Source organism: Pseudomonas canadensis (assembly GCF_000503215.1).
Lineage (GTDB): Bacteria > Pseudomonadota > Gammaproteobacteria > Pseudomonadales > Pseudomonadaceae > Aquipseudomonas > Aquipseudomonas canadensis.
The window spans coordinates 341489-359421 of the sequence record NZ_AYTD01000013.1; the positions used below are offsets into that span (position 1 = coordinate 341489).

The window sequence follows — 17933 nt, forward strand, 5'->3', positions numbered from 1 at the left end:
GATTCAAGCCTGCGTTCGGGCACACCGAGCCTAGGCGAGGTGCCGAGTGTTGGGGCAAGAGCCTTTTGGTTACTTTTGGCTGGGCCGGCTTCCGGCTCTTTTCAAAAGTGACCCGCCGTAAGGGCGGAACCCATATCAGCCGTTACCCAAATAACGGACGAACTCAAAAATCCCGCTTGTAGAAGATATCCAGTGAACTGGCCACACCACTGGCCACTTCCAGATACACCTTCTTACTCAACAAATACCGCAAGGCAATAGTACTGGCCGGCTCAAACACCCCAACCCCATACCGCAGGCTGAGCTTCTCGGTAATCTTGCCACTCGCCACCACGGCAGTGTTATTCCCGCTACCTTGCGTATCCAGTTCAAAGTCCTGGATACCCAGATTCTTCGCCAGATCCGACGTCACCCCGGCGCTGCCCATCAACCCCAGGCCCAACGCGGCCTGAGCCAGCATGTTGTTGTCTTCACCCGTGGAGCTCAGCGGACGCCCCAGCACGAGGTAAGACAAGGCTTGCTCCTGAGCCATCGCCGGCTCCGAGAAGATCTGCGTGGTGGGTTGTTCGGCGCTACCACTCAAGCGAATTCCGGCGATCACGTCATCGGTCTTGCGGATCGCCTCGATGTCCAGATACGGCTGGTCCAACGGCCCGGCAAACAGCAACCGCGCACGGCGCACATCCAGCTTCTGCCCGTAGGCGCGATAACGGCCATCGTTGAGCCACAGTTCGCCACGGGTGTCCATGTTGTCGCCGATATGCACCTGACCCTGCACCTTGGCGGTGAGGCCGAAGCCCGAGAAGTTGAGCTTGTCTTCGCCCACCACCACGTCAATGTCCATGGCCATCGCCATCGGCGGCTTGCCCTCTTCGGTCTGGCTGCCGATGATCACGGTGTCGTCCGAGACCTTGACGGTGGACGGCGGCAGTTCGCGCACGCTGATATCGCCACGCGGGATATGCACTTTGCCAGCGATGGCCAGCTTGTCGTTCTTCAGGCTGATTTTCAGGTCGGGCGCCACTTCCAGCACCGCGTAGGGCTCCACCGTGACCGGCAGTTGCGAGCCTTGCAGGCTGAGATCCACCGCCAGGGCCTGCCCCCAGTCGATCTGGCCCTTGAGGCTGCCCTGCCCGGACTTGCCACTGCGCCAGCCACCGTTGAGCTGCACGCTTTCACCGGCGATCAGCGCCTGCACATTCAAACCTTCCAGGCTGATGGGCAGTTCCGGACCGGAAATCTCGCCGCCCACCAGATTCACGTTGCCGTTGACCTGGGGTGCCAACAGACCACCGGAGATGCGCCCGTTGCCATTGAGCTTGCCGCTGAGGGTTTCCACCATCGGTACAAACGGCCGCGCCACCGCGAGATCCAGACCGACCAGGCTGAAGTTGCCGGTAATCGGCTTGTTCTTCGGCAGCGGGTTGATCTGCGCCTGCAACATCAATTCGCCAAGCTTGCCGCCACGGAAATTCAGCTGGGTGTCGATACGCTTGGGGTTGAGAGTGGTTTCAAGCTTGAGCGTGTCGTAGGGGAAATCCAGCCACTGGTCCTTGTCCTTGACGCGCAAGGTGCCGCCGCTGGCGTCCACCGCAATCACGCCTTTGGGGCCGCTGTCGGGCAGGTCCAGTTGCAGGTCGGCATTGAGCTTGCCCAGCCAGGAAAAGTCCTTGGGCAGGAACGCCGCCAGACTGTCGATGGGGAATTGCTTGAGGTGATAACGCAGCTTCGGCTCAGGCATCAGCCGCTGGTCTTCACCGCATAAACTGGCAGGACCGGATACCCAGCAGTGCGCAGCAAATGTCAGCTTGCCATCGGCCATGCGTTCGATCTTCGCGGGGGCCTGCAGCTTCCAGTCCTGACCGCCGGCTTGGACATCGCCGCTGGCCAGGCGCCCGCGCCAGTTGCCTTTGTCGAGGTTGCCATCCAACGCCAGGGCGAGCTTGACCAGCGGCCCGGCCAGGTCCAGTTGGACTTTCTGGTTCTTGATATCGCCCTGGGCGCTGGCGGTCAGGGTGCCGACCTGGGTGTCGCCGGATTGAATGCCGCTGCCTTTCAGGTCGATCTTGGCGCGCTGGGCACTGTCCAGGTTGGCGTCGAGGGTGAGGTTTTGCAGGCGGTTGTCGGCAAATGCCAGTTGCTGGCCCTTGAGTGCGAGCTTGCCCTGGGGGGCGTTGAGGCTGCCGGCCACGTCGAGTCGACCGTTGACCTGCCCACGCAGTTGCGGCCAGAGCTGGGCCAGACGCGTCAGCTTGATATCGATCTGCCCAGCCAACCGCTGTTGCAGGCTGCCGCTGCCGTTTATGCGGTTGTCACCCAGGCGGATATCCAGGTTGGCCAAGGTCCACTGCTCGCCCGCGCCTTCCGCCTTGGCCGCCAATACGGCGGTTTGCCCACGCAGGCGGCCCTTGAGGTCGAGGTCGGCGTTCAGCTTGAGTTGCTCGTTCTTGAACTCACCCTTGCTGCGCAGCGGTCCGGCCAGGGTGCCCGGCAGTTCTGCGACCCAGTACGCCGGGTTCAACGCGGACAGGTCCAGCGCGGTATCCCAGGCAATGCCGTCGGCAAACTGAAGGTTCAGGTGGCCTTCGGCCTTGCCCTGGCCGGCGGTGAGTTTCAGCTCAGGCAGGAAGATCTGCTTGAGGTCGCCACTGAACGGCGTGACCACGTTGAACTTGCCCGCCGGGCCGTCGAGGTCGGCCTTGAGGTTACCCAGGTAGTTGCCGTCCTTGTAGGAAATCTCACCATTGAAGGTACGCAGCGCGACTTGCGGCTCGTCGATCACCGGATAGAGGCGATGCCAGGGGAAGTCCAGCCAGTCGATCTTGGCGTCGGCGCTGAAACCCTGCTGCCAATCCAACTGGGCAGTCAGCTTGAGGCTTTGTTGGTCTCCAGCATTCAGGTCCAGGCCTGCGATCTGCGCGCCCTTGGCGTCGACCCGGCCTTGCAGCAGCAAGTCAACCGGGCCTTTCTCTGCTGGCAACACGGCCTTGCCCAGCAGTTCGTAGCCGCGGCTCAAGTCACCTTTGGCGGTGAGGTCCAGCTGATTGAGTTGCAGGGTATCTGGCAGATCGGCGCTGGGTTTAAAGCCGTCGGCGGTGATGTGCACCTGGGCCGGAAGGTTTTCCTCCAGGAGCTGCAGTTCTCCGGTCAGTTTTGCGGGCAGATAGCCGCTGCTGTCGGCGTCGAGCTTGAGGGTCTTGAGCAGGTCGCCGTCAACCTTGAGCGCCACCTTCCACGGTGCGCCGCCCGGTGCGTAGGGCAGGCTCAGGTTACCGGTGGCACTCAACGGCCAGTTGCCAGTCGGTTGCAGCAGGCCGGCGAGGTCCAGCACAAGGTCGTCCCGTTGCAGGTGCACCGAGTCGATCTGCATGCCGGCGGCCGTCCAGTGCGCCGCCAATTGCAGGCCCTTGAGTTCTTCACTGCCATTGAACAGCAGGCTACCAACGCGAACGTCGCCCAATTGGATGGCTAGCGGCAGCTTCAGGTCGGGCAGTTGAATTGGCCCGCTGCTTTCCTCGGCACTCGGCGGCAATTGCAGGCTGACCTGCTCCACGTCCAGTTGATTGATGCACAGGGTCATGCGCAACAGGCACGCTGGCGACCAATCAAACTGGGGCGCCTGGAGTTCGACGCGACTGTTGTCCTGCTGCCACAACACATGGTCGGCGCTCCACCGGCCGCCCAGATGCCCCTGGAAATTTTCTAACGTCAAACCCGGAACACGGGCCAACGCCCAGCGGCTGCCCGCCTGGGTGCCAAGCACCGTCCACAGGGCCAGTACCAGCACGGCAAGGATGGCCACCACGGCCAGCCCCGCTATTTTTACACCACGCATCACAGCTCAGGCCCCATGGAAAAGTGCAATCGAATGCCGCCCGGATCTTCGAGGGCATGGGCCAGGTCGAGACGGATCGGACCGACCGGCGAAACCCAGCGGATACCGACGCCGACGCCGGTTTTCAGGCTGGGCAGGTCCAGGTTGTTGAAGGAGTTGCCCTGGTCGATGAAGGTTGCAATCCGCCACTTCTCGGCAATGGAATATTGATACTCAGCGCTCAGGGCCACCATGTAGCGACCACCGATGCGATCGCCCCGGTCGTTCTCGGGTGATAACGTCTGGTACTCGTAACCGCGCACACTTTGGTCACCACCGGCAAAGAAGCGCAGCGACGGCGGCACCGATTTGTAGCCGTTGGTGGCACTGCCGCCTACTTGGGCGCGGGCGAGGAAGCGGTGGTTGTCCCACAACGTGGTGAGGCCTTTGACCATGGCCGTGCCATAAAGCAGGTTAGTGTCGGAACCCAGCCCTTCTTTGGCGACCTTGGTGTCGAACTGCAGGCGGTAGCCGTTGTGCGGGTCGATGCGGTTATCGCTGCGCAGGTAGGAATAGCTGACGCCCGGCATCACTAGGTTACTCAGGCCGGAGTCATTGCCCAGCCGATACTCCTCACGCTGGTATTTGAGCGAAATCACCCGGGTCCAGCCGCTGGGCAACTTGCTGTGCCATTCAGGGCCGAGGGTCAGCAATTTACTGACCGTATCAGTGTTGGCGATTTCTTCGTTCTGGTAACCGCCCGCAAAACGCAGCTTGTCGGTCAGTGGCGGATCGAGCGGGATGTCATACCACAGGCCAACGTTTTGCCGGGGCGCCGACAGCTCGGCCTCCCAGCCATAACTGTGACCCTGGGGGTTGACCCAGTGGCGGGTCCAGTTGGCTTTGCCGCGCGGGCCGACGTCGGTAGAAAAACCCAAGCCCAGCCCCATGGTGCGCGGCTTGCGGGTTTCCAGGCGCACGGCCACCGGGATGATGTCGTTGGTCGAAGCGGCGGGAGCAGCGTCCACGCGCACGCCTTCGAAAAAACCACTGCCTTGCAGGTTCTGGTTGAGTTCGGCGATCAGTTCGGAGTCGTAGGGCGTGCCGCTTTTGAACGGCACCATGCGTTGCAGCAATTCTTCGTCAAACGGCGTATCCCCAGCAAAGCTGACTTTGCCAAGGGTGTAACGCGGGCCGCTGTCGTAGATGAGTTCGATATCGGCGACCCCGGCCTGGGGGTCTACCGCAAGTTTCTGGCTTGTGAAGCGCCCGCTGAAAAAGCCGTAGCGCGAGGCCTGGTTCTGGATCAGACGCTTGGCGTCTTCGTAATGGCCGTGGTTGAGCACGGCGCCGGATTTGAGGTCGTCGCTGACGGGCACGCGAAACGTCTTGAGGTCGGCGGCGGGGCCGTCGACCCGAATGGTCACGTTACGCAAATGCACCGGTTCGCCGGGGTCGATGGTGAGGATCAGGCGCGGGTTCTTGCCGCCCTTCACGTCACTCTCTATCCGTGGCTGATAGAAGCCCAGGGCCTGGGCAGCTTTGCGCGCCTGCTCCTCGGCGCCACGGCTGAACCGCAGCAAGGCTTCTTCATCACGATCGCCCACCCCGCCGATATAGCCTTCGATGTTGGCTTTCAACGCGTCGTTTGAGGGTTTGATCCGCACGTCCAATTCGCTTTGCGCCAAGGCGCCGCAGCTTGTGAACAGCAGAATCAAGCCGCTGGTAAATCTTCCTGGAAACTTCATAGGCGCGGATGCTACACGACCTGGGGAGCCTCTTTGAACTCGGAAATGTCTGAATAATTCTGTACTAAGGCGTTGCAGCATGTAACGACTGAGGATTGGGGTGAAAAAACACGTGCTCCAGGACAGGTCCCACAGCGACTTCGCCGATTTCCTCATAGCCCTGACGCTTATAGAACTCCAGATAGCGTGAGTTGCCCGTGTCCAGTACCACCCCGGACGAATGCGGGTCTTCGGCGCACCAGTTGTGCACGGCCTCCAGCAACTGCTCGCCGAAATGTTTGCCCTGGAATTGCGGATGAATGCCCAACAACGGCAGCACGTGCACCGACTCACTGGGCAGGCACGCCAGCACGGCGTGATGGTAGTCGAGGTAACGTCGCGTCCCGCGCACGCCCGTGCTCAGCCACATGCGCAACTGCCAGGCCCAGCTCTCGGTAATCCCCAGGCGCCGCTGCGGCGGTGCGATCAGGGCAATGCCGATCAACCGATCGTTGACGAACAGACCAATGGCCGGCAGTTTCTGAAAAAAGTGCTGCTTGACCAGCTCCCGCACGGTAGCGCGCACCCGCTGTTCATAACCCGGGCGCTCGGCTTCGAAAATGTAGGCGAACGTCGGCTCATGCCGATAAGCCTGGTACAGCAAGGAACGGGCTTCGCGGGAATAGCCGCTATTGAGCAGGCGAATTTCAGCAGTTGCAGTTGAAGTGTCCGGCATACCATCAATCTCCCTGGGCGCGGCTCAAAAGGCAGCGTTCTTATGGGTACGAACCTACACAGCACCAGTCGTTCCCAGACATTAGCAGTGCAAGTGCCCTACCGCCACGCTGGCCCCCGTCCGACTTGTCCGCTAGCATCGCCCTTTTGCCAGGACTGGACTGCCGACCATGAAAATCGTCTCCTTCAATATCAACGGGCTGCGCGCCCGCCCCCATCAGCTGGCGGCGCTGATTGAAAAGCACCAGCCCGACGTGATCGGCCTGCAGGAAACCAAGGTCCACGATGACCAGTTCCCACTGGCCGAAGTACAGGCCCTTGGCTATCACGTGTACTACCACGGCCAAAAAGGTCACTACGGTGTAGCCCTGCTCTCGCGCCAGCCGGCGTTGAGCCTGCACAAAGGTTTTGCCAGTGATGAAGAAGACGCCCAGCGCCGCTTCATCTGGGGCACCTTCGCCGACGAGAACGGCCACCCGGTCACCATCATGAACGGCTACTTCCCCCAGGGCGAAAGCCGCGACCACCCCACCAAGTTCCCGGCCAAGCAGCGCTTCTATGAAGACTTGCAACAGTTGCTGGAGAGCCAGTTCAGCAATGACCAGGCGCTGGTGGTGATGGGCGACATCAACATTTCCCCGGAAGACATCGACATCGGCATTGGCGCCGACAACGCCAAGCGCTGGCTCAAGACTGGCAAGTGCAGCTTCCTGCCGGAAGAACGCGAGTGGATGGCCCGCCTGAAAAATTGGGGCCTGGTGGACAGCTTCCGTCACCTCAACCCAGAGGTTGCAGACCGCTTCAGCTGGTTCGACTACCGCAGCCGTGGCTTTGAGGACGAACCCAAGCGCGGCCTGCGCATCGACGTGATCCTGGCCTCCAATGGCCTGCTGCCGCGGGTCAAGGATGCCGGGGTGGATTACGAGCTGCGTGGATTGGAAAAGCCGTCGGACCATGCGCCGATCTGGCTTGAACTGAGCTGATCGCCCTGACGGGGCCGCCCTCTCGGCCCCGTCATATTTATGCAACCTGCCTGACTTACTCTCGCGGCACTCCCTTTGGCTTGAGAAGGTGCCGGCATGAGGCTGCGCGTTCTGTTCCTGCTGGTGCTTTTCCCCCTCTTCGCTGTTTCCGCTCCCCTTCCCGTTCCTGATCAAGGTCCTGCTTTGCGTATCCAGGGTTCCAATACCATTGGCGCGGCACTGGGTCCTGCACTGGTCAAAGGCTTGATGCAACAGCTGGGCTTGCAGGCGGTGCACAGCGAACCGGCCGAAGGTGCCAATGAACAACGCGTGATCGGCAAGACACGCCAGGGCAAGACGGTGAGCATCGAAGTCGCCGCTCACGGGTCAAGTACCGGTTTCGCGGCGCTAAAAAAGGCCACAGCCGACCTGGCAGCTTCATCGCGCCCGATAAAAGACAGCGAACTGGTAGACCTCGAACCCCTCGGCGACCTGAAAAGCCCCGAAGCCGAACAGGTGATAGCCATCGATGGCCTGGCCATCATCCTCCACCCGCAAAACCCGTTGAACACCCTGAATACCGAGCAACTGGCGCAGATCTTCAATGGCGAAGTCAGTACCTGGGAGGCGCTCGGTGGCGTCGGAGGGCCGATTCATCTGTACGCGCGGGATGATCAATCCGGCACCTACGATACGTTCAAGGACCTGGTACTGCGTCTGCGTGGCAAGCCGCTCGCGCCGGGCGCCAAGCGTTTCGAATCCAGCGAGCAACTCTCCGACGCGGTCAGCCAGGATCCCCAGGGCATTGGCTTTATCGGGCTGCCCTACATCCGCCAGGCCAAAGCGGCGGCGATAGTGGATGGCGACTCGCAACCCATGTTGCCGTTGAACAGCCTGATTGCGACCGAGGATTATCCGCTGTCACGTCGGCTGCTCTTTTACTTGCCGCCGTTGAGTCGCAATCCATGGGCCAAGGCGTTGGTGGACTTCAGCCAAAGCAGCAAGGGCCAGGCGATCGTGGCAGCCAATGGTTTTATCGCGCAGCAGGTACAGGCGATGGCCGTGGAGCCGCGTACTTCGATGCCTGATGACTATCAAGCGATTGCGCGGGATGCCCAGCGCCTGACGGTGAATTTTCGTTTCGAGGAAGGCAGCGCAAGCCTGGACAGCAAGGCCCGCCAGGATTTGCAGCGGGTGGTGGCGTACCTCAAAAGCCACAACAAGCTGGACAAGCAGGTGACGCTGGTGGGCTTTGGCGATGCCAAGAACGATCCGCAGCGGGCAGCATTGCTGTCAAAGTTGCGGGCAATGGCAGTGCGCCGGGAATTGGTCAAGAACGGCGTGGTGCTGCGCGATATCCGCGGGTTTGGCGCGCAAATGCCGGTGGCGGCGAATACGGCGGATGAAGGGCGGATCAAGAATCGGCGGGTGGAGGTTTGGGTGTATTGAATACCCAACCTCCCCGCCTATTGCTGTTTATTGCCCGCTGCGCATCAGTTCTTTCGGCACATACTTGCCAATCTCAAACTTGCCGATCGCCGCCCGGTGCACTTCATCCGGGCCATCGGCCAGGCGCAAGGTACGTTGCATGGCGTACATGTAGGCCAGCGGGAAGTCGTTGGAGACACCAGCGCCGCCATGGATCTGGATCGCACGATCGATCACCTTCAAGGCCACATTCGGTGCAACCACCTTGATCTGGGCGATTTCGCTTTTCGCGACTTTGTTACCCACGGTGTCCATCATGTAGGCTGCTTTCAAGGTCAGCAGGCGCGCCATGTCGATTTCCATGCGCGAGTCGGCGATCTTGTCGATATTGCCGCCCAGGCGCGCCAATGGCTTACCGAATGCAGTCCGGCTGACGGAACGCTTGCACATCAATTCCAGCGCGCGCTCGGCCATGCCGATGGAACGCATGCAGTGGTGGATACGGCCTGGGCCAAGGCGGCCCTGGGCGATTTCAAAGCCACGGCCCTCACCCAGCAACACGTTTTCGTAGGGTACGCGCACATTGTCGAACAGCACTTCGGCATGGCCGTGGGGTGCGTCGTCGTAGCCGAACACCGGCAGCGGGCGCACGATCTTCACGCCGGGGGTATCCACCGGCACCAGGATCATCGAGTGTTGCTGGTGACGCGGCGCGTCCGGGTTGCTCAGGCCCATGAAGATCAAGATCTTGCAGCGCGGGTCGCAGGCGCCGGAGGTCCACCATTTCTTGCCGTTGATCACCCACTCATCACCTTGGCGTTCGGCGCGGGCAGCCATGTTGGTGGCGTCGGATGAGGCGACGTCGGGTTCGGTCATGGCGAATGCAGAACGGATCTCGCCGCGCAGCAGTGGCTCCAGCCAGCGTTGTTTCTGCTCTTCGTTGGCATAGCGCACCAACACTTCCATATTGCCGGTGTCAGGCGCCGAGCAGTTGAACGGTTCCGGGCCCAACAGCGAACGTCCCATGATTTCGGCCAACGGTGCGTATTCAAGGTTGGTGAGGCCGGCGCCCAGCTCGGATTCCGGCAGGAACAGGTTCCACAAACCTTCGGCTTTAGCCTTCGCCTTCAGCTCTTCCATGATTGCGGTGGGCTGCCAGCGGTCGCCTTCGCTGACCTGGCGTTCGAACACCGGCTCGGCCGGGTAAACGTAAGCGTCCATGAACGCAGTGACGCGTTCACGCAGTTCCTGAACCTTGGGCGAATAGGCGAAATCCATGAGCAGCTCCCTTCTCTGAGAGGTTGTTTAGGTCATGAAGTCGATGCTAGATGAGCTACGAAAATTTACCTAACCTATTCTCGGCGTGTATTAACATTCATCACCGATATATGATCGACGTATGGCCACCTAACAATAAGAGCGCAACGAAATGAATCTGAGCAAGGTCGACCTCAACCTCTTCATCGTCTTTGACGCTATCTACACCGAAGCTAACCTGACCCGCGCCGGACAGATTGTCGGCATCACCCAACCGGCGGTGTCCAACGCTCTGGCACGTCTTCGGGAAACCTTCAACGACCCATTGTTCGTGCGCACCGCCCAGGGCATGGTGCCCACGCCGATGGCGCAGAACATCATCGGGCCGGTGCGCAATGCGCTGTCATTGCTGCGGGTGTCGGTGCAAGAGAGCCGCATCTTCAACCCGCAACAGGCGGCCAAGACTTATCGCATCAGCATGACCGACCTCACCGAGGCGGTGATCCTGCCACTGTTGTTCCAGCGCCTGCGCCGCCTGGCGCCCACGGTGGTCATCGAGAGTTTCCTGTCCAAGCGCCGCGAAACCACCAAGGAACTGGCTGCTGGGCGCCTGGACTTTGCCGTGGACGCGCCGCTCAACACCGACCCGCAGGTACGCCACGTCAAGCTGATGGAAGACCGCTACGTGTGCGCCATGCGCAAGGGCCATCCGCTGGCGGGCAAGGACAAGCTGAGCCTGGATGATTACCTGGGGCTGACCCACATCCATATCTCCAGCCGGCGCAACGGCCTGGGCCATGTGGACCTGGCGCTGGGCAAGATGGGCCTGCAACGCAAGATCGCCCTGCGCTCCCAGCACTACCTGATGGCCTCGCAGGTGTTGCAGCAGACCGACATGGTCATGACCGTGCCCGAGCGCTTCGCGCGCCGCCATGAATTGCATTGGTTCAACCTGCCGGTCAACGACGTGCCGCCGGTGGAAACCCACCTGTACTGGCACGAAAGCACCGACCAAGACCCGGCGAACCGCTGGATGCGCGAGCAAATGATCGAGTTGTGCCAGCAGGTGACGGCGCACGAGAAAAAGCTCGACAAACAACAATCCTGAGATTGTCACACCCCCTGTAGGAGCTGGCTTGCCGGCGAAAAACGCACAGTCACCGCACTTGTCCGGGCTTGCTGCGTCATCGTTGACGACCATCGCCGGCAAGCCGGCTCCTACAGTGATCGCTTGACGTTAACGTCAACCAGCCATTAGCTTAGCGCCCAAGACATTTTCTCGGGCATCGCCATGAGCACCACCTACAGCATCTCCGACCTCGCCCGCGAGCTCGACATCACCACCCGCGCCATTCGCTTCTACGAAGAACAAGGCTTGCTGGCCCCGGAACGTCGGGGTCAGGAGCGCATCTACTCGGCCCGGGACAAGGTCAGCCTCAAGCTGATCCTGCGGGGCAAGCGCATCGGTTTTTCCCTGGCCGAGTGCCGCGAACTCATCGAGCTCTACGACCCCAGCAGCGGTAACCACGTGCAACTCAACAGCATGCTGGCGAAAATCGCCGAGCGCCGTGAGCAGCTTGAGCAGCAGTTGCTGGATATCGAACAAATGAAGCTGGAACTGGACACCGCCGAAGAGCGCTGCACCCAGGCCCTGGCCCACACCCTGCGCCAGGCCGGCCATTGATCATGAGGTAATTACCATGTCCCTCCCTTCACACGTCCGCCTGGTGGAAGTCGGCCCGCGCGACGGCCTGCAGAATGAAGCCCAGCCCATCAGCGTGGCGGACAAGGTCCGGTTGGTGGACGCCCTCAGCGCTGCTGGCTTGAGCTACATCGAAGTCGGCAGTTTTGTATCTCCCAAGTGGGTGCCGCAGATGGCGGGTTCAGCCGAGGTGTTCGCGCAGATCCAGCGCAAGCCCGGTGTGACCTATGGGGCCCTGGCGCCGAACCTGCGCGGGTTCGAGGACGCATTGGCGGCCGGCGTAAAGGAAGTGGCGGTGTTTGCGGCGGCGTCCGAGGCGTTTTCCCAGCGCAATATCAACTGCTCCATCAGCGAAAGCCTGGAGCGCTTCGCGCCGATCATGGCGGCCGCCAGGCAGCACGGGGTCAGCGTGCGCGGTTATGTGTCGTGCGTGCTGGGTTGCCCGTATGAGGGTGAGATCGCGCCGGAGCAAGTGGCGGCGGTCGCGCGGGAATTGTATGCCATGGGCTGCTATGAGGTGTCCCTCGGCGACACCATCGGCACCGGCACGGCGGGCGCGACGCGGCGGTTGTTCGAGGTGGTCGCCGCGCAGGTGCCACGGGACAAGCTGGCCGGGCATTTCCACGACACCTATGGCCAGGCCATCGCGAATATCTACGCCAGCCTGCTGGAAGGAATCACGGTGTTCGACAGCTCTATCGCGGGCCTCGGCGGCTGCCCATACGCCAAGGGCGCCAGCGGTAACGTCGCTACCGAAGATGTGCTGTACCTGCTCGACGGCCTGGGCATCGAGACGGGTGTTGATCTGGAGGCATTGATTGGCGCGGGCCAGCAAATCAGCAACGTGCTGGGCCGGCCGACAGGGTCACGCGTGGCCAAGGCGCGTAACGCCGGTTGAGTAGCTTAGCCGTGACAATGTGTTACCGCACGCCTACACATCGAGTAACACGGGAACATTTTTTGTCGTATTTTCTGCAAGCGAAATCCTATAAAAAAATCAAACCATTGATTTTAAAGGTTTTTTAAAAGTTGGCACGGCTTCTGCTATCTCTATGGCATAACAAGAATAAAAAGCGCCAAACCTAATAAAAATAAGACGAAACGACTCTGACATAACAAAAACAACACGGCAGAGACGCAGCTAACAGATTTTTTTGGAGAAGATGTGCTTCGCAGGGTACGGCGTGCCGAAACCCGCAACCGGTTAGAGAAAAATAAAACTACCTCAGGTAGCTACCCACTGGTTGGATCGTTAACGAAGAAGCAGATCAGCGCTCAAAAAAATACGTTTGCTCTTGACCCCGGATGGGGGTCGCCAAAAACAGCGGTAAAGGGTAACGGTTGCCAAAAACAACAATAGACCGCCCCTCAATAATAAAAAAGAGCACGCAACGACAAATTAAAGGGGACCCTCGGGTCCCCTTTGTGCTGTCTGTAGGAATGCTTATCAGGCGATGCGTTCAAGCTTGTTGACCCGCCCCTGGTGGGCGCATCAAATTCAGACCTGAGCGCCGTGCGTCGCGTCGACTTTTCCAAGCACGCTTCGTGTCAAGGTTTGTAGATTAAGTCTTTCCTCTCGCGCTCGCTCGGCACCGAGCAGCTTCATTTCGTCATTGTAAAAAACACTTTGCATCGAGCCATCCACCAGTATCTCATCCTTGGTCTTGCCCAACAGGCTCGCCAGTCGGTCGACCACTTCATCATGCTTTGCCTGCCAGGCATCTTTTGTCGCTTGATCTGCAGCGTTATCCTGAGCGTCTTGTAATGCTGAAAGTTCATCCAACGCCGCGCTTTTCTCGTCTATTTCCTCAATAACCGGCTCCATCAACGACGCGAATTCTCGTGAGTAGTGGCTGCGAAGATGTTTCTCCCAAAACGCCCTCTCCAAAAAAAAATCAACCTTGTTGTTGATAACACGCTCATCCACGATCACTTGTGCATAGGCATCATCGATAGCCGCCTGGCTCACATTAGCTTGCTGAGGAAACAGCATGCCGCGGGACTTGACCGGTAATCCAAGCCTGTCCGCCAGCCTGGTTCGATAGGCAAGAATGACTTCGACCTGCTCAGTAAAACCACGCCCTCGCGCTTCGACATCCCGCTGAGCGATGACGTCTACCAGCTTCAGGCGAAATAGCTGTTCGCCAGTGGCAATAAGCTTGCCTTCCGCATCTCCCTCTCCTGCCATCTCAAGCGCCTTGGCCGCCAACAGCTCACTTTCCAGGTTCATGAACTCAACCGAACTGCCGTCACCACAAGTGATTCGATCATCAGCGGCCTTGAATAACGACTCACGAATGGCCTGGCTTTCCTTCGCGGCTTCAAGCATCTCCCAGACCCGCTCCGCCATTGCAGGACGGGTCACGCCAGAGGCGTATTCGGCGCAACGGGTGGTGTCTGCCAGCACGGTGAAAAACGCATCCGACTGAGGGTTGAGCTTGACCTCATCCCAAGTCATGCCCCGGCGGGCCCGCTCAGTTACTGGAGAGTCGTGCAGCCAAAGCTCTCGCGCTTCATCGTGCGTAACGTGATCGCCCCATTGCGCCTGATCCAACGGTTCAAGTCGAAAACGTGCACGGGTCGCTGCCGAAAACGGATTGTCATGCAAGTTGATTCGATCCAGATGCTGGTAAGCGTACTCAGGCAAAGTGGTGATTCGATTTGAATGCAGGTCGATCATGGCCAGGTTGGTCAACTGCTCAGCGCCAGCGGGAAACGTTGTGGTTCCAGTGTTCGCCAGGTAAATCTGGTTGAGATTGCGCAGCCCGTGCAGATTGGCCACCCACCCCAATTGGCGGTTACCGGAGAGCCTGAGAATCTTCAAACTCTGCATGCGTTCCAGGCGCATACGGCTCTGTTCGGTCAGTCGGATAGCGTTATTACTCAAGTCGAGCTTGGTCACCGCGCCGTCAGCAAACTCCGGCAACCGGGTGAGGTGGTTATCGCTCATATTCAGCCAGCGCAAGCGCCTGAATGAACTCAGAAAGGGCAAGGAAGCGTCTGTCAGCGCCATTCGAGGTAAAACCAAACTGCCCACATGATCCATATTGGCGGTGATCGGGGGTAACTCTCCGACAACCTCGTCGGACAAATCGAGAATGTGACCGATGGGCGTTTGATCTGAGGCGAACGCTTGCGGGGAGGTCCGCCGCCAGACTCCTTTCAGGGTATTGGCGACTCTGCGCCGGTCCCTGGCAGAACCAACCGCGCCCGTCTCCTGCTCCCAGTCCTTCAAATCGGCATTAAGTTGATTGAACTCCTGCTCAAGCTGCTCCAGTCTTGCCAACATTCCGGCATCGTCAAGCTCCCTGAGGCCCAGCATCTCTTCTACCGCTTCGATGGACTTTGACGGATAGAGCTTTGCCGCTTTCATTTCACACACAAAAGGCCGGCGGCCAGCGCCTCTCAACGGGCTTAGTGGATAACCAAAACGTCCGTCAGCGAGGCGCATTGGCGGTTTATACCCTGGTTTCACAGGCTGCATTTTCAGTAACTTGCGCAATTGATCACGTGGCATCAGCGGCTTCTGCTGCAGCGCTTGTTTCAGGCTCGCGCCACGGTCACCGGCCGTCAACTTCATCACCGTCAAATCCTCTGGCGAAACCGCCGCCTGCATAGCTCCATAGATATCGGCCTGCTGGTTCAATACTCCGAACTTGTCATCCCGTACTTCATAAAGATTTTGTGGTCCAAACTTGATCAAAAGTCGCTTCGCCGCCACACCCTCCGGCCCTATGGAGTCGACAACGCGCTCACCTCCTTCGCTGGTCTTTTCCAGCACCTCGATGCGCAGGTCAGATGGCCAGCCAGGCAGCGTCTTCACGCTATGCAGAACCATACGTTGGGTATCGTCATTGCCCAGGGTCTTGCGATAGAGCCCTTCGTAAGCCCGCGCCAAGCGTACTTCTTGTTGATAGCAGCGGGCCTCCTCTGCCAAACGCAACGGTACGCGTTGGTGCTGCTCGATCATCTGCACTTCAGCCTTGCTGGCGTGGCTCAACAGCTCTTGCGCCACACTATCGGGCAGCGATCCGAACGACCGTTTGAGCAATCCGACCGCTGCACCGCTTTCGCTCTCGGTTGCCGCATAACGTTGGGCGAAAAGATCGGCCTGGTCTTTCGCCAATAATGACGCGCTCACACCCGGTTTTTTTTCACTCGCGATTGTCTCGTCGATGTCAAAACGCTTGAGAATGTCTGCCAATAGACCCGGGACGCGCCCCTGGTCTACATGCATCTTGCGCAACATGCTGCTATCCACCGCAGCCATTTGGCAGATGCGCTCAAGCTTTAAGGGTTGCTGTCCAAGTCTCTGCGCCACTGGCCCCAGCCGCTGCATCAATTGCGGCGTGGTCCATGTCAGCGGATTTTCATGTTCATGTATCCAAGCCCCAGCCTCCGTAAGGCGAACCTGCGGCGAGTAGGCTGAAGGGTTTTGCGGATGCACAATCCGGTAGATGTTACCGGTGCCAGACGGCTCCACCAGGTAATGCCCGTCGTTTTCCGCCAGGTATAAATTATCGTCGTGTTCAAACAACCCGTTTGCATTGGCCTTCAAGGATTCGGGCAGTGCTACCTGTCGCAGGTAAGGTTTCAGCCCAGGCGCATACAAACGCACATTGGCGTCAGGACAACGGACGTGTGCCAGTGCCTGGACAAACGGGGTCTTGATCATCGGCAACAGCTTGGCGCCTACAACTGCCGTCGTCACATTAAAGGCTACGGCCGAAACGTGCGCCCACGCCTCTTTCATGTCGCCCTCTTCCCAAGCCTCTGCGCCCGTAGCAATCTCATAGAGCATTTGCACCGCGCCAATCAACAGCATCAACGGCGCCAGTTGCGGGACGACAAATGAGGCAACATTCACCACGGTCAACGCAACACTGGCCAACGACATCAACCATGCGTTACGGGCGTTGTCATCGGCACGGGCGGTGGATACCACCATCGCCCGTGCATTGCTCAATATTAAATCGACTTTTTGCAGAGAATGATCACCCCACGTCCTAGGCATGCTGATGCCATAACCTGTTGACCAAGTACCGGTGCTTGTTTTTGCAGGATCGAAATCTTCGTCTTCGGCATACATATTGAGTTGATCAAGGTGAAGTTTCACGGTACTAAAAAATTTCGTTTGTTGCTCGTAGGGCACACACTGGCTGAAAAACCGTCGATACTCGCCCGAGCACAATCTTTCGACGAGATCAGTCTGAAGACCGCCAAGATCGGCGTACTCTTTCAACTCGCAAATAGGATCTCCAGGAATAAAGACAATACAAGGTTCCCTGTGAAACACTTTGACGCCCCGCACATACCCGAATCTCAGGGGCCCGATAACAATGATCTGCTTTAGCTCAACATGCAGCATTTTCAAGTTTGAGAAATGTACACTCTTGCCTCTCCACGTCACATCAGCCTTCCAAAAAGCCAGCTCTTTTAATAGCGTGTAGGCGTCTAGCTTTATAGTGCCGAGTTCCAGCGCTACTTCAGCGGCGAATAATAACTGCTGCCTCGTTGAAGCCGTGATTCGACTACGCACCCTTGCGGCATCGTTGTCTGAAACTCCCTCAGGTTTGTCCGGCGGTTTGACAATTGACGTTACATGCGCCAGATACAGCTTGCCCAAATCCAGGTCTCGACATAAGCCGGCAAACACATGAGGCTTGAGAGGGTCATTACGCGCTAGCACTGCCCCTGCGTTGAACGTCGTTGGCGCGGGCCGCCGATGAAAGTCGTAATGCGTGATAAGACTGGAATCGTCGTCATTTGATTCAACGGCCTCATTCGCGGAAAAGTTCTGCAGGGCCGCCTCTATCAAGCTGAGACCTGTGTAGTAGCAATATCCTGTTGCTTCAACGCCGAAGACCTTTGACCGATCAGCTGCCATGAATTCCTTACGCGCAAAAAAAACACGCTTTACATCAATGAATCGCCCGGTTTTCTGTTGTATGGCTGCCTGCAGCAAGGGTTCGGCGAATTCGATAGCACCTTTTAAATCCTTTAAAATCCCATCCAGCATATTAAGCGCACCCATACTTCTCTGATGAGCCGCTTCCAAGACTTTCCGTCTGTCCGGGGTCAGCGTTTTATACCAGTGCGGAATATTCAACTCCCACTCATGTAACGCTTGTTTTCGCTTGACTGCTGCAGCGCTGTACCAAGATGACAGGCGCGCCTGCACAACGACGCCATGAACACTGCGCGTATCGTTTACCGGATTTTTTCCACTTTGTTCAAGGTCTGCCATGTGGCGAACTCTAATTGGCCGAATGAACGGTCAATATGTGATATTCGAGTGCCAACAGAGA

10 protein-coding genes are annotated in these 17933 nt (G+C 58.8%); 5 read left to right on the plus strand and 5 right to left on the minus strand.

What is annotated here, in order from left to right; all coding sequences use genetic code 11:
* Positions 1 to 163: 163 nt before the first annotated feature.
* The 3 genes from U367_RS0110465 to U367_RS0110475 form a co-directional block, all read right to left on the minus strand.
* Entirely contained in the window at positions 164 to 3835 is a 3672-nt protein-coding gene (locus tag U367_RS0110465; protein ID WP_032864185.1) for a translocation/assembly module TamB domain-containing protein, read from the minus strand.
* Complete coding sequence (locus U367_RS0110470; protein WP_028616886.1) at positions 3835 to 5562, minus strand: autotransporter assembly complex protein TamA; 1728 nt, start codon at positions 5560 to 5562, stop codon at positions 3835 to 3837. Before U367_RS0110470 ends, U367_RS0110465 begins: the two co-directional genes overlap by 1 nt.
* A gap of 64 nt (positions 5563 to 5626) precedes the next feature.
* Complete coding sequence (locus U367_RS0110475) at positions 5627 to 6277, minus strand: GNAT family N-acetyltransferase (protein ID WP_028616887.1); 651 nt, start codon at positions 6275 to 6277, stop codon at positions 5627 to 5629.
* A 169-nt stretch (positions 6278 to 6446) separates the two neighbouring features.
* On the opposite strand from U367_RS0110475, the gene xthA reads away from it, so the two are divergent.
* Together xthA and U367_RS0110485 are read left to right on the plus strand one after the other, a co-directional pair.
* Positions 6447 to 7259, plus strand: coding sequence for an exodeoxyribonuclease III (gene xthA, locus U367_RS0110480; protein ID WP_028616888.1), 813 nt, complete (start codon positions 6447 to 6449; stop codon positions 7257 to 7259).
* 96 nt (positions 7260 to 7355) lie between these two features.
* Positions 7356 to 8687, plus strand: a complete 1332-nt coding sequence (locus tag U367_RS0110485; protein WP_028616889.1) for a substrate-binding domain-containing protein — start codon at positions 7356 to 7358, stop codon at positions 8685 to 8687.
* Between the two features lie 27 nt (positions 8688 to 8714).
* Here the strand turns inward: U367_RS0110485 and U367_RS0110490 are convergent, their stop codons facing one another.
* Positions 8715 to 9944 (minus strand): acyl-CoA dehydrogenase, encoded by a 1230-nt coding sequence (locus tag U367_RS0110490; protein WP_028616890.1) that lies wholly within the window; start codon positions 9942 to 9944, stop codon positions 8715 to 8717.
* A gap of 151 nt (positions 9945 to 10095) precedes the next feature.
* Between U367_RS0110490 and U367_RS0110495 the strand changes: the two genes are divergently transcribed.
* From U367_RS0110495 to U367_RS0110505, 3 genes are all read left to right on the plus strand, one after another.
* A complete protein-coding gene (locus tag U367_RS0110495; protein ID WP_028616891.1) occupies positions 10096 to 11031 on the plus strand; it encodes a LysR family transcriptional regulator in 936 nt (311 codons plus the stop codon).
* Between the two features lie 183 nt (positions 11032 to 11214).
* Entirely contained in the window at positions 11215 to 11607 is a 393-nt protein-coding gene (locus tag U367_RS0110500; RefSeq protein WP_028616892.1) for a MerR family transcriptional regulator, read from the plus strand.
* A gap of 16 nt (positions 11608 to 11623) precedes the next feature.
* The gene (locus tag U367_RS0110505) at positions 11624 to 12523 is read left to right on the plus strand and encodes a hydroxymethylglutaryl-CoA lyase (RefSeq protein WP_028616893.1); all 900 of its coding nucleotides are present in this window, start codon (positions 11624 to 11626) and stop codon (positions 12521 to 12523) included.
* 600 nt (positions 12524 to 13123) lie between these two features.
* Here U367_RS0110505 and U367_RS0110510 read toward each other — a convergent pair.
* Positions 13124 to 17872, minus strand: a complete 4749-nt coding sequence (locus tag U367_RS0110510) for an NEL-type E3 ubiquitin ligase domain-containing protein (RefSeq protein WP_028616894.1) — start codon at positions 17870 to 17872, stop codon at positions 13124 to 13126.
* Between the last annotated feature and the right edge of the window lie 61 nt (positions 17873 to 17933).

Coding starts and splice junctions, on each gene's coding strand:
- U367_RS0110485 (WP_028616889.1), top strand. CDS start 7,356: ATGAGGCTGCGCGTTCTGTTCCTGCTGGTGCTTTTCCCCCTCTTCGCT.
- U367_RS0110510 (WP_028616894.1), bottom strand. CDS start 17,872: ATGGCAGACCTTGAACAAAGTGGAAAAAATCCGGTAAACGATACGCGC.
- U367_RS0110465 (WP_032864185.1), bottom strand. CDS start 3,835: ATGCGTGGTGTAAAAATAGCGGGGCTGGCCGTGGTGGCCATCCTTGCC.
- xthA (WP_028616888.1), top strand. CDS start 6,447: ATGAAAATCGTCTCCTTCAATATCAACGGGCTGCGCGCCCGCCCCCAT.
- U367_RS0110505 (WP_028616893.1), top strand. CDS start 11,624: ATGTCCCTCCCTTCACACGTCCGCCTGGTGGAAGTCGGCCCGCGCGAC.
- U367_RS0110490 (WP_028616890.1), bottom strand. CDS start 9,944: ATGGATTTCGCCTATTCGCCCAAGGTTCAGGAACTGCGTGAACGCGTC.
- U367_RS0110500 (WP_028616892.1), top strand. CDS start 11,215: ATGAGCACCACCTACAGCATCTCCGACCTCGCCCGCGAGCTCGACATC.
- U367_RS0110470 (WP_028616886.1), bottom strand. CDS start 5,562: ATGAAGTTTCCAGGAAGATTTACCAGCGGCTTGATTCTGCTGTTCACA.
- U367_RS0110475 (WP_028616887.1), bottom strand. CDS start 6,277: ATGCCGGACACTTCAACTGCAACTGCTGAAATTCGCCTGCTCAATAGC.
- U367_RS0110495 (WP_028616891.1), top strand. CDS start 10,096: ATGAATCTGAGCAAGGTCGACCTCAACCTCTTCATCGTCTTTGACGCT.